This is a genomic window from Streptomyces decoyicus, assembly GCF_019880305.1.
GTDB classification, from domain to species: Bacteria; Actinomycetota; Actinomycetes; order Streptomycetales; family Streptomycetaceae; genus Streptomyces; species Streptomyces decoyicus.
Genome location: NZ_CP082301.1, coordinates 5,728,248 through 5,740,598, shown reverse-complemented (window position 1 = coordinate 5,740,598; position 12,351 = coordinate 5,728,248). Strand labels below are relative to the sequence as shown.

The window sequence follows — 12,351 nt, the reverse complement described above, 5'->3', positions numbered from 1 at the left end:
CTTCTGTGGCGGTGCGGGGGCGTTGTGCATATGGGGGGGGTCAGCCGGGCGGCCCCGCCCCGGTGGCAGGGGCCGTGGAGCGCGCCTAGCGTGCGGTACATGATCGAGCTTGAGGGGCTGACCAAGCATTACGGCGACAAGGTCGCCGTGGACCACCTCACGTTCACGGTGCGGCCCGGTATCGTCACGGGCTTCCTCGGGCCCAACGGTGCGGGCAAGTCGACGACCATGCGGATGATGCTCGACCTGGACAACCCGACGTCGGGAACGGTCCGGATCGACGGCAGGCACTACCGGCAGCTGCGGGATCCGCTGACGTACATCGGCGCGCTGCTGGAGGCGAAGGCGGTGCACGGCGGCCGCAGCGCCGCCAACCACCTGCTGTGTCTGGCGCAGAGCAACGGCATTCCGCGTCGCCGGGTCGGCGAGGTGCTGGACACCGTCGGGCTGTCCGCCGTCGCCAAGAAGCGCTCCAAAGGGTTCTCGCTCGGGATGAGCCAGCGGCTCGGTATTGCCGCGGCGCTGCTCGGCGATCCGCAGGTGCTGCTCTTCGACGAGCCGGTCAACGGCCTCGACCCCGAAGGCATCCACTGGATCCGCAATCTGATGAAGAACCTGGCGGGCCAGGGCCGGACGGTCTTCGTCTCCTCCCACCTGATGAGCGAGATGGCACTGACCGCCGAGCACCTGATCGTGATCGGGCAGGGCCGGCTGATGGCGGACACCTCGATGAAGGACTTCATCCACCAGAACTCCCGGTCGTACGTCCGGATGCGGTCCCCGGAGCAGGAGAAGCTGCTGGACCTGCTGCACGCCGAGGGCATCGAGGCGGTGCAGGTCGGCAACGGCTCGCTGGAGATCGACGGGGTGCCCGCCGACCGGCTGGGCGAACTCGCCGCCGGGCATCAGCTGGTACTGCACGAGCTGAGCTCCCAGCAGGCGTCCCTGGAAGAGGCGTTCATGCAGCTGACGGCCGAATCGGTGGAGTATCACGCACACGAGGGCGAACCGGTGCCGGCCCAGACCGGAGGGTCGCCGACCGCGCAGCCCCCGGGAGCACCGCAGCCGGCCGGCACACGGCCGGGCGCACCGCAGCCGACCGGCTGGGGTGCGGACTGGCAGAAGAAGAGGAGCTGACCCATGGCGGTGGCCGGGCAGGTCATTCGGTCGGAGTGGACCAAGATCAGGTCGGTGCGGTCCACGGTGTGGACGCTGGGCATCGCCGTCGTGGTCACCATTGGGCTGGGCGTGCTGATCTGCACCCTGGCGAGCGACGACTTCGGCTCGATGCCGGCCAGGAACCGGCTGGCGTTCGACGCCACCAACATCAGCTTCGCCGGAATGGGGCTGGGCCAGCTCGCGATGATCGTCTTCGGGGTGCTGGTGGTCTCGAACGAGTACAGCACCGGCATGATCCGTGCCTCGCTGGCGGCCGTGCCCCAGCGCGGCACCTTTCTGTTCTGCAAGCTTCTCGTGGCCACCGCGCTGGTCTTCGTCGTCGGCCTGGTGACCAGCTTCGTGACGTTCTTCGCCGGACAGTCGGTACTGGGCGAACTCCGGGCGGATATCGGCGATCCGGGCGTATTGCGCGCGGTGATCGGCGGCGGGCTCTATATGACGCTGATCGCGCTGTTCTCGATGGCGGTCGCCACGATGCTGCGCAGCCCGATGCTCTCGCTGGGCATTCTGATGCCGTTCTTTTTCCTGATTTCCAACATTCTCGGAAATGTCTCGGCGACGAAGAAAATCGGCCGCTATCTGCCGGATCAGGCGGGCTCGAAAATCATGCAGGTGGTGACGCCGGCCGGCGAGGATGTGCCGTACGGTCCGTGGGGCGGACTGGCCATCATGATCGCCTGGACGGCCGCGGCACTTGTCGGCGGATACGTACTCCTCAAAAAGCGGGACGCCTGACCGACCACGCCGGCCCCCGCACCCCCTCTCCAACCGCCGCGGGCGCAACGGCGAAAAGCGGCGCGGCACGGCGGGACGGCCGAGGACGAGGGGAATTGACGGGAACCGTCAACCGCCGGATAGCCTCCTAACCCTCACGGGGGCACGAGGCCGCCTCTGCCCCGGACATCTCGCGAGGGGCGGAGAATGATCGAGGCAGTCGGCCTGACAAAGCGCTACGGCGCCAAGACGGCCGTGTACAACCTGTCGTTCCAGGTACGGCCGGGCACGGTGACCGGCTTCCTGGGGCCCAACGGCTCCGGTAAGTCGACCACGATGCGCATGATTCTGGGCCTGGACGCACCGACCTCGGGGCGTGCCACCATCGCCGGCCGTCCCTTCCGCAGCCTCCCCAACGCCCCGCGTCAGGTGGGCGCGCTGCTGGATGCCAAGGCCGTGCACGGCGGGCGCAGCGCGCGCCAGCATCTGCTCTCGCTCGCCCAGCTGTCCGGCATCCCGGCCCGCCGGGTCGACGAGGTGCTCGGGGTGGTCGGCCTCCAGGACGTCGCGGGACGGCGCTCCAAGGGCTTCTCGCTCGGCATGGGCCAGCGGCTGGGCATCGCCGCGGCGCTGCTCGGCGATCCGCAGGTGCTGCTCTTCGACGAGCCGGTCAACGGCCTCGACCCCGAAGGCATCCTGTGGGTGCGCAATCTGATGAAGCAGCTGGCGTCCGAGGGCCGTACGGTCTTTGTGTCCTCGCACCTGATGAGCGAAATGGCGCTGACCGCCGAGCACTTGATCGTGATCGGCCGTGGACAGCTGATGGCGGACATGCCGGTCAAGGACTTCATCTCGGCCAACTCCGCCGATTTCGCCCGGGTGCGTACGCCGGACACCGAGCCGGAGCAGCGCGAGAAGCTGACCGCCGCGATCGGTGAGGCGGGCGGGCAGACCGCGCCCGAGCCGGACGGCGCGCTGCGGGTGACCGGGCTGCCGCTCCCCCGTATCAGCGAGCTCGCGCATCAGGCCGATGTCCGGCTGTGGGAGCTGTCGCCGCACCAGGCGTCGCTGGAAGAGGCGTACATGCGCCTGACGCAGAGCGCCGTGGACTACCGCTCGACGGCCGACCCGCGGGGCGGCCTCCAGGGCGCCCCCGCCGGGTACGCCCCGCAGGGTGCCGCCCCGCAGGGCTTCGCCGGCGATCCGGGGTACGGGGCCGGTCAGCCCGGCGTCCCCGGCCAGGTTCCGGCCGGCGCCCCCGGCCAGGGGCAGCCCAACCCCTATGCCCAGCAGGACCCGTACGCCCAGCAGGCGCCGGGAGCCGCGGGGCCGGGCTATCCGCCGCCCGCGCAGGCTCAAGGTCACCCGTACGGGTCGCCCGAGTCCTACGGTGCACCCCACCCGTACGGGCAGCAGCCCGCCGCGCCGATGCCGCCGGCGACGCCCGCCGGATCGCCCGCCGCCCCCGCCGCCCAGCCCACGCCGCACCACGAGGACGCCCGATGACCAGCCCTCAGCAGCCGCAGCCCCAGCCGCAGCCTGAGCGCGGACCCCACGACACCGGCGCGCACGAGCAGCCGGTGCCGGCCGCGCCGCCGATGCCGCCCGCCGCACCGCCGGCCGCACCGCCCCAGCAGCAGGGCATGCCGCCCCAGGCGCCGCCCGTCGGGCCGGAGCAGCCCGGTCAGCAGCCGGCACCACAGCAGCCCGCCCCCGCCAAGGAGGCCGGCACGATGATGCTCCAGGCCCAGCAGGCCCCCGGGCAGCCCGCACCCGCCAAGGAACCGGGCACCATGACGCTCCAGGCCCAGCGGGCCCCCGGGCAGCCCGCACCGGCCAAGGAAGCCGGCACGATGATGCTCCAGGCCCAGCCGCACCCCGAGCCCCAGCCGCTCGCGGCGCACGGCCCGGGCAAGGACGCGGGCACGATGATGCTCCAGACCCAGGCACCGCCCCAGGCGCAGGCCCAGGCCCAGCCCCCGCAGCACCCGGCCCAGCCGCACCCCCAGCAGGCCTTCGCCGGCGCGGCGGGCGGCTATGTCTCGCCCATCCCGGTGCGCCCCACCCACCTCGGCCACGCGCTGGCCTCCGAGTGGACGAAGATCCGCTCGGTGCGCTCGACGATCTGGACGCTGGGTGTGATGCTGCTGCTGATCATCGGCATCGGGCTGCTGGCCTCGCTCGCGGCGGGCTCGGAGCGCGAGCTGGATCCGCTGCTCGGCGTCGGCTTCGTCGGCGTCCTGCTCGGCAGCCTGTGCGTGATCACCCTGGGCGTGCTGTCGATCTCGTCCGAGTACGGCACGGGCATGATCCGTACGACGCTGACCGCCTCCCCGAGCCGGGTGCGGATGCTGACCGCGAAGGCGATCGTCTTCTTCGCCCTCGCACTGGCGCTGACGACGGTCGCGACCACCCTGGTCGCCCTGCTCGACAGCGCGATGCTCAACGGCCCCGCGCCGACCGCCGACCAGTGGCTGCGCGCCACCCTCGGTGCCGGTCTGTATGTCGCGCTGCTCGGTCTGCTGGCACTGTCCGTCGGCACCCTGCTGCGGCACTCGGCGGGCGCCATCAGCACGATGATGGGTGTGGTGCTGCTGCCGATGCTGCTGGCGCTGTTCCTCCAGGGCGAGAGCCTCAAGGACATCCAGCGGGCGCTGATCGAGTACTCGGTCCCCAGCGCCCTCGCGACGCTGTACGACATTCCCTTCCTCAGCACCGGCCCGACCGGCTGGACCCCGTTGTGGATCCTCGCCGGGGTGACCGCGGTGGTGCTGGGCGGCGCCTATGCCGCCGTCATGCAGCGCGACGTCTGACGCCGCGCCCGCCGCTGCCCGCAGAGCCTGTCTTCGTGCCCCGCCCGGGGCGCGAAGGCGGGCTCTGCTCAGTACCGGGGGGCGTTCCTGGACCGCTGGAGCCGCGCGCTCCGGCGGTCCCGTGCGTTCCAGCACGCCTTGTGCCAGTGCCTGCGGTCCTCGACATCACCGTGCTGCGGCCAGGCGACGACATGCGGCACCCCGGGCGGAATCTCCTGGTCGCAGCCGGGGCAGCGGTAGTGCTTGGCCGCGCCGCCGCCCCCGACGGGCCGGACGACCCAGTCCTCGCCGCGCCACTCCTCGGTGGTGTCCCAGCCACCACTGGGAGGCGCCCCCATCCGGCCGTAGTGGTCACCGCCCGGGCGGTCGATGGGCTTCGCACCGCCGTGCTGGCGATTTCGGCGCGGGGACACAGAACACCTCGGCTATGTACGGAGTCACTGGCTGTCACCAGCGTACGCGGCCCGGTCAGGGGTGGACGCCGCTCGGCAGGATTCTGCGATCATCGGGAAATTTCCCGTCAGGCCGTGCCCTGGGCACGTGTCACACGTTGTTGCCTGTAAGGGGGGAGTCGCGTCGGCTGCGAGGAGGCAGAGAGCGATGCGCGTTGGGGCTTTCATCCTGGCCGCTCAATTTCCCGGTCAGGGACAGGGGGAAGCACTGCACCGCGCGGTGCGCTCCGCGGAGGTCGCGGAGGAGGCCGGACTCGACGATGTCTGGCTGGCGGAACACCATTTCGTACCATACGGCGTCTGCCCGAATGCAGTGACGCTGGCCGGGCTGCTGCTGGGGCGGACCCGCCGGATCGGCGTCGGCACGGCGGTGAGTGTGCTGCCGACCCAGCATCCGGTAGCGCTCGGTGAGCAGGCGGCACTGCTGCACCTCACCACCGACGGGCGGTTCACGCTCGGCGTCGGCAGGGGCGGTCCGTGGGTCGATCTGGAGGTGTTCGGTTCCGGACTCGCCGCGTACGACCACGGCTTCCCGGAATCGCTCGATCTGCTGATGCGCTGGCTGCGGGAGCCCCGGGTCGGCGCGCAGGGCGAGCGCTATACGTTCCGCGAAGTAGCGGTGGTACCACGACCGGCCGAGGCGCTGACCGATCCGTACGATCCGGGAGCCGGTGCCCTGGGCCCGCCGGTGGTGGTGGCGTGCACCTCCCCGTCGTCGGTGCGGACGGCCGCCGAGCGCGGGCTGCCGATGCTGTTGGGCATGCACTGCGGCGACGAGGAGAAGGCGGAGATGGTCGCGCTGTGGCGGTCGGCCGCCCGGGAAGCGGGCCGGGACGGCGACGAAGTGGCCGCGGCCGAGCATGTCTCGGCGGGCGTGGTGCAGATCGGCGACACTCGCGAGGCAGCGGCGGAGACCCTGACGAAGGCGATGCCCGGCTGGCTTCAGCAGGGTCTGGGCGCGCATGTGACGGTCGACGGCCGCTACCGCGCGATGCGTGATCCGCTGGCCTATACGGAGTTGCTGTGCGAGCTGCACCCCGTCGGCCCGCCGGGGCTGTGCGCGGACCGGCTGGCGGCGACCTCGGAGCGTACGGGCATCACACGGTTCGCGCTGCTCGTCGAGGGCTCCGGCGACCTCGCGGCGACGGAGGAGAACGTCCGCCGGCTGGGCACGGAAGTCCTGCCGCAGCTGGGGTGACCGGAGCCCGCCGGGCGGACGGCATGCGGGTGCCGTATGCGGGTAAATGTGCCTGTGATGCGGTGGTGCGAGGGCGCCGTACCGGAGAGAGGTCAGCTTCTGGTGAGTGGTGCTGCCGCTGGCGCACCGGCGCGGTGTGTGTCACCACCGTGTGCAGCAGCGGCAGCAACTTCGTTCAGCAGTCGCGGAGTTCGGGCGACTGGTTCAGCAGCTGACCCCGGATGGAGGTGAAGCGGGCCAGTCGGTCGTCCACCACCGGGTCGAGCGGGAAAACCGCAACGCGGTGGCAGTTCTGAAAAGCGAGCCGCACACCGAAGTGGCGCTCCAGCGAACCACGGATGGCGTCACTCGCCAGCGCGCGCAGCAGCTGGCCGCGCGCCTGCTCGTCCGGCGGCGGCGTCTGATTGTCGGCGAACTCTCCGCCGTCCACCTTCAGCTGGGCCACCAGAGAGCTGATCATCCCCCATGCATAGGGCAGGGAGGTCCGGACGCAGTCGACAAATGCGGCTTCGTCGACCTCGCCTCGCTCGGCCTGTTCGAGGAGGGCCGGTGAGACGTCGAGCGACATGAGGTTCTCCTCTCGCGGCCCCGCCGGGACGGACAGGGCCTAGGGACGGGACTAGGGGTTCCGCGACGGAGCGTATTCGCCTCACAACCCCCCGCTTCAACGGTATGCCGCGCAAGAGGCCCGCACCAGGAGATTGCACATACAACCGGCCATTGGCGAACGCCGGGGGTGCGGGGATTTCCCCCGGAAAGGCACCGTGGTCCAGGGCGAATCGCGTGGGGGCCCTCCGGTCGAGTAGCGTTTCGCCCCATGCGTCTCGTCATCGCCCGCTGCTCCGTGGACTACGCGGGCCGGCTCACCGCCCATCTCCCCTCGGCCCCTCGCCTCATCCTGGTGAAGGCGGACGGCTCCGTCTCCATTCACGCGGACGACCGGGCCTACAAACCCCTCAACTGGATGTCGCCGCCCTGCACTCTCAAGGAGGGCGACGGTGAGGTGTGGACGGTGGAGAACAAGGGCGGCGAGAAGCTCATCATCACCCTCGAGGAGGTCATGCACGACTCCTCGCACGAGCTCGGCGTCGACCCGGGGCTCATCAAGGACGGGGTGGAGGCGCACCTCCAGGAGCTGCTCGCGGACCGGATCGAAACCTTGGGCGAGGGATACTCCCTGATTCGGCGTGAATACCCCACTGCCATCGGCCCGGTGGATATCTTGTGCCGGGACGCCGATAACCAGACCGTCGCCGTCGAGATCAAGCGGCGTGGTGAGATCGACGGTGTCGAGCAGCTCACCCGCTACCTCGAACTCCTCAATCGTGACCCGCACTTGGCGCCGGTGAAGGGGATCTTCGCGGCCCAGGAGATCAAGCCGCAGGCGCGGGTGCTGGCCACCGACCGCGGTATCGGCTGCGTCGTCCTGGACTACGACGCACTGCGCGGCATCGAGGACGACAAGCTCCGCCTGTTCTGACCCCGTGCGGCCCCCTGGCGGCCGCCGAACGCAACGGCCCCGGTACCTGTACCGGGGCCGTTGCGCTGCTCTCTGCGGGGCCGTCAGCCGGCCGGGGCGCTCTGTGTACCGGAGGAGGGCGCCGTACCGTCCGACGGCGTGCCGTCCGACGGCGTGCCGCCGGTGGCCGTGCCTCCGTCGGACGGAGTGGTGCCGGAGCCGCTGGAGGAGCCGCCGGAGGGGTTGGCGGCCGACTGCGACGGGCTCTGGGTCGTCGGCTTGTCCGTAGGGCCCTCGGTGGGCGTCGGGTCCGTCGGCTCGTCGGTGGGGTCCGTCGGCGTCGGGTCCGTCGGCTCGTCGGTGGGCGGGCGCGTATGGGTCGGGCGGCCGGTGGGCGTGGTGGGCCGCCCGGTCGGATCGGTGGGGGCGGTCGTCGGGTCGGTGGGCGCGGCGCTCGACTCGGTGGGCGAGCCGCTGGTGGCGGGGTCGCTGACCGAGGGGGACGGGGTCTGCGCGTGGCCGGGGGTGCCGGGCCGGGTGGTGCCGGCGGCGGTGGGCGGCAGGCCGGAGCCCGTACCGGGCTGTTCGGCCGGCAGGTCGGTGCTGTCGCTGTCGTCGGTGGTCTGTTCCGTGCTGACCTTGTCGTCATGGGGCTGGTCGCCGCCCGTCGCCCCGAGCGTGACGATGGTGCCGAGGACGGCCGCCAGCAGCGCGCCGGCGCCCGCGGCCACGGCATTGCGGCGCGCCCCGCCGAACACCCGCAGGGCGCCCTTGCCGGTCTTGGTGCCGTCGGCGGCCGCGGCCGGGACGGATGTGGTGGCGGCAGTGGCCGAGGCGCCCCGGGCGACGATCGTCGCCGCGGTCTCCTCGGCGCGCGGCACCCGCAGCTTGGCGGTCGAGACGCCGTCACGCGGCGTCCCGGCCCGGCCCTTCGACGCCCCTCGCTGCGCAGCCGCCTGCGGCAGGGCCGTGGTGGCGGCCGCGGCCGCGTCGGCCCGCGAACGGTCGGTGACCAGTGCCAGGGCGCGCCGTCCGGCCACCGCACCGTTGCGGTCGGAGAGCACCCCGCGCAGCCCGATGGACGCCTCCAGCTCGGCGCGCGCCCGGTCGAGGCTGCCGGTGCACAGTGCCAGCACGCCCAACTCGTGGTGGAAGTAGGCCTCTTCGGCGACCTCGCCGGCCAGCCGCGCGGCCTCCTGGCCGTGCCGCAGGCTGCGCTCCCAGGCGCTCCACTGCAACGCGGCGGCGAATGCCGGGGCGGCCGTACGGGCGAGCAGCACGGCCGCGCTGGCGTGCCCGCTCTCCCGGCTGCCGGTCAGTACGCCCATCGCGGCCAGCGCCACATCGGACTCGGCGGCCGCCCGCTCGGGGGTGACCGAGGGGTGACCGGCCCACCAGGCGTAGTGCTGGGCTGCGGTGTGCGCCCGTGCGGCGGCGCCCTCCGCGTAGCCGGCCGCCTCCAGCTGGTCCTGGACGGTGGCGGCGAGACGGTAGTGGCTGCCGACCGGGGTGATCAGACCGCAGGCCAGCAGCTCGCCGAGGGCGGCGTCGGCGTGGGTGTCCTGGGTGAGGGCCGGCAGGTGCGCCTGGTGCGGCAGCTCGCCGCCGAGCGCGACGGCGATGCGCAGCGTCTCCTGGGCGGCGGCGCCGAGCCGGGCGGCGAGCAGCGGGGCGGGGGCGGCGGCCTCTCCGAGGGAGGGCAGCAGCACCTCGGGGTCCTCACCGGGCTCGACGTCGGTGTCGGCGGGGTCGGGGGCCGTCCCCTCCTCGGGGAAGGCGGCCGTCCCGGGGAAGGCGGTTGTCCCCGCCTCGGGGAACAGGCCGTAGCCGTCGTCGAGGGCTCCCGGCCCGGCCCGCATCCGGTCGTACCGCCGCAGCAGGGCGGCGGCCTGGACGAACCGCAGCGGCAGCCCCTCGGACTCGAACCAGAGGTCGGCGGCCCAGGCCTCCTCGTCGTCGGTCAGCGGCCGGTCCACGGCACGCGCCAGCAGCCGGGCGCAGGCGTCGCGGCCGAGTCCGCCGAGGAAGACCTCTTCGAGGTGGGAGTCGGCACTGGGGGCCGCGACATCGGGAGTGGCGGCGATCAGGAAGGCGCATTCGGGGGTGGCGTCGAGCAGTTCGTCGAGCGCGGCGCCGCCGAATTCCAGGTCGTCCAGGACGACGATGGCGCCGATCTCAGCGATCATGCGCAGCAGTTCGGGCCGGTCGGGGCGGTGCTGCGGGGCCCGGTAGACGGCGGCGAACAGCTCGTACAGCAGGTCGGTGGCGGTGCGGTGGTAGCCGGAGAGCCGGATGACGCCGTCGGGGGCGAGGTCGGCGCAGCCGGCGGCGACGGCGTCCAGCAGCCGGGTGCGGCCCGAGCCGGAGGGGCCGGTGACGCGCACGGAGCGGCCGCGGGAGAGCAGCCGGACGAGGCGTTCGGTGTCCTCGGTGCGCTCTTCGAGCGGGGCCTGGTGGCCGGCGAATCCGGGCGGGCCCGGGGGCAGCGGGGGCGCGGCGGCGCGGGCGGCCGCGGCGCGTTCCTGCGGGTCGAGCCTGCCGGGGGCCTCCGGGCGCTCGCCGGGCGGGCAGGGTTCTATTTCGCTGCCGTCGACGGGGTTGACGGTGACGAGGTAGGCGCCCGAGACGAGCCGGACGACGCGGGCGAGCCCGCCGGAGCCGCCGCGCGCGCCGCCGAACGCGGGGGCCGGCGGCTCGGCAGGTCTGCCCTGCTCGCCGTACTCCTCAGGTCCCCGGTGAGGGTTCGGGTCCATGCTGCAAGCTCCCAGATCTGGCGTGCCGACTGCGCTTCCGGCCGTCCGCACTCCCCCGGCTCCGGCAGGTCGTCCTCAGCCGTCGCGTCTGGTCCGGTGCCCGCCGCGGATGATGACATACGGGCGGGAACCGAACCTTAGACCTGGAGAGCGGGCCGGTGCACCGGCGGGGGCCGGTCCTGACCGGAACTTCCTGGATTGGTCGGTATCACGCGGTTTACGACATTTCTGCCGCTCAGCTCTTCAGTTTTCGTCACGCTTTGAGGTGCGATCCTGATCGCCCGGGGGGCGCCCCGGCCCCGTATGCGGGACCCCGGGCGGCGGACCGCACCTGCCTCAGACCCGGGGAAGCGTTTCCGCTTCGATGCCGCCCTCGATGGCGAGGATGCGGTGCAGCCGGGTGGCGACCAGCAGGCGCTGCATCTGGGGCGGCACTCCGCGCAGCACCAGCCTGCGGTTGACCCGGCCGGCGCGGCGGTGCGCGCCCATGATCACGCCGAGGCCGGTGGCGTCCCAGGAATCCAGCTCGGTCAGGTCCAGCACGAGGTCGCCCCGACCGGAGTCGACGGCGGCGTGCAGGGCCGTACGGGCGTCCGCCGCGCTGCGGACGTCGAGGCGGCCCCCGACGACCAGCTCGGCGTGGTCGCCCCTGATGTGCATATGCGCTCCCCGATGTCATGGGTGGTGACGCCTGGACGTCTACAGATCTGACTGCCTCTCATGCGGCGAAGTTGCCGCCTGTAAGCGAACCGATACCGAATTCACCCCGTGGGGTGACCCCATCGGACCAATGGGGCTGACGCGGCATCAGTGCTTGTAGAAGCCCTGCCCACTCTTGCGACCGATATCGCCCGCATCGACCATTCGCCGCATGATCTCCGGCGGTGCGAACTTCTCGTCCTGGGACTCGGTGTAGATGTTGTCGGTGGCGTGCATGAGGATGTCGACGCCCGTCAGATCGGCGGTGGCCAGCGGTCCCATCGCGTGACCGAAGCCCAACTTGCAGGCGATGTCGATGTCCTCGGCGCTGGCGACGCCGGATTCGTAGAGCTTGGCGGCCTCGACGACCAGCGCCGAGATCAGGCGGGTGGTGACGAAGCCGGCCACATCGCGGTTGACGACGACGCAGGTCTTGCCGACCGACTCGGCGAACTGCCGGGCCGTGGCGAGGGCTTCGTCGCTGGTCTTGTAGCCGCGCACCAGCTCGCACAGCTGCATCATCGGCACCGGCGAGAAGAAGTGCGTACCGACGACCCGCTCGGGACGGGAGGTGGCCGCGGCGATCTTGGTGATCGGAATGGCCGAGGTGTTGGAGGCCAGCACCGCCTCGTCCTTGACCAGCTTGTCCAGCGACTGGAAGATCTCGCGCTTGACGTCGATCCGCTCGAAGACGGCCTCGACGACGATATCGGCGTCGGCGGCGGCCTCCAGGTCGGTCGTGGTGGTGATCCGGGCCAGCGACTGCTCGGCGTCGGCCGCCGACAGCTTGCCCTTGGCGACGAACTTCTCGAACGACGCCTCGATGCCACCCTTGCCCCGGGCCAGCGCCCCCTCCGTCACATCGCGAAGAACCACGTCCCAGCCCGCCTGGGCCGAGACCTGCGCGATACCGGACCCCATGAGTCCGGCCCCGATGACGGCGAGCTTCTTTGCCACTGCTGTCCCCTCACACCCTGTGCATTTGACGGTCCTGGGTGACGTTAGCGGTCGTAAGCGATCGTTTGGAGGGTAAGAGATGCGCGTCACGTCTCAGATGACGGACGTCACACCGACGGGGCGCCCG

At 71.8% G+C, this 12,351-nt stretch carries 11 protein-coding genes; 6 read left to right on the top strand and 5 right to left on the bottom strand.

Annotated elements, in window-relative coordinates; all coding sequences use genetic code 11:
• Nucleotides 1-99 precede the first annotated feature (99 nt).
• The 4 genes from K7C20_RS25445 to K7C20_RS25430 all read left to right on the top strand — a co-directional run bounded on the left by K7C20_RS25445 (nt 100) and on the right by K7C20_RS25430 (nt 4,706).
• Nucleotides 100-1,137, top strand: a complete 1,038-nt coding sequence (locus K7C20_RS25445) for an ABC transporter ATP-binding protein (protein WP_030080116.1) — start codon at nt 100-102, stop codon at nt 1,135-1,137.
• 3 nt (nt 1,138-1,140) lie between these two features.
• Entirely contained in the window at nt 1,141-1,914 is a 774-nt protein-coding gene (locus tag K7C20_RS25440) for an ABC transporter permease (RefSeq protein ID WP_030080114.1), read from the top strand.
• 186 nt (nt 1,915-2,100) lie between these two features.
• The gene (locus K7C20_RS25435; protein ID WP_030080112.1) at nt 2,101-3,399 is read left to right on the top strand and encodes an ABC transporter ATP-binding protein; all 1,299 of its coding nucleotides are present in this window, start codon (nt 2,101-2,103) and stop codon (nt 3,397-3,399) included.
• A 425-nt stretch (nt 3,400-3,824) separates the two neighbouring features.
• Entirely contained in the window at nt 3,825-4,706 is an 882-nt protein-coding gene (locus K7C20_RS25430; RefSeq protein ID WP_078953508.1) for an ABC-2 transporter permease, read from the top strand.
• A 68-nt stretch (nt 4,707-4,774) separates the two neighbouring features.
• Here the strand turns inward: K7C20_RS25430 and K7C20_RS25425 are convergent, their stop codons facing one another.
• On the bottom strand, nt 4,775-5,119 hold the full coding sequence (locus K7C20_RS25425) for a hypothetical protein (RefSeq protein ID WP_030080108.1): 345 nt from the start codon (nt 5,117-5,119) through the stop codon (nt 4,775-4,777).
• A 187-nt stretch (nt 5,120-5,306) separates the two neighbouring features.
• On the opposite strand from K7C20_RS25425, the gene K7C20_RS25420 reads away from it, so the two are divergent.
• Entirely contained in the window at nt 5,307-6,356 is a 1,050-nt protein-coding gene (locus tag K7C20_RS25420) for an LLM class flavin-dependent oxidoreductase (RefSeq protein ID WP_030080106.1), read from the top strand.
• A 175-nt stretch (nt 6,357-6,531) separates the two neighbouring features.
• Here the strand turns inward: K7C20_RS25420 and K7C20_RS25415 are convergent, their stop codons facing one another.
• Nucleotides 6,532-6,924, bottom strand: a complete 393-nt coding sequence (locus tag K7C20_RS25415) for an SCO5389 family protein (RefSeq protein ID WP_030080104.1) — start codon at nt 6,922-6,924, stop codon at nt 6,532-6,534.
• A gap of 249 nt (nt 6,925-7,173) precedes the next feature.
• On the opposite strand from K7C20_RS25415, the gene nucS reads away from it, so the two are divergent.
• Nucleotides 7,174-7,836 carry an endonuclease NucS gene (nucS, locus tag K7C20_RS25410; protein ID WP_042148800.1) on the top strand — a complete coding sequence of 221 codons (663 nt, stop codon included), beginning with the start codon at nt 7,174-7,176 and terminating at the stop codon, nt 7,834-7,836.
• A gap of 83 nt (nt 7,837-7,919) precedes the next feature.
• Here the strand turns inward: nucS and K7C20_RS25405 are convergent, their stop codons facing one another.
• From K7C20_RS25405 to K7C20_RS25395, 3 genes are all read right to left on the bottom strand, one after another.
• Nucleotides 7,920-10,568, bottom strand: coding sequence for an AAA family ATPase (locus tag K7C20_RS25405; RefSeq protein WP_053210109.1), 2,649 nt, complete (start codon nt 10,566-10,568; stop codon nt 7,920-7,922).
• 336 nt (nt 10,569-10,904) lie between these two features.
• Nucleotides 10,905-11,228, bottom strand: coding sequence for an STAS domain-containing protein (locus K7C20_RS25400; protein ID WP_006603077.1), 324 nt, complete (start codon nt 11,226-11,228; stop codon nt 10,905-10,907).
• Between the two features lie 147 nt (nt 11,229-11,375).
• On the bottom strand, nt 11,376-12,224 hold the full coding sequence (locus K7C20_RS25395) for a 3-hydroxyacyl-CoA dehydrogenase family protein (RefSeq protein WP_030081289.1): 849 nt from the start codon (nt 12,222-12,224) through the stop codon (nt 11,376-11,378).
• Between the last annotated feature and the right edge of the window lie 127 nt (nt 12,225-12,351).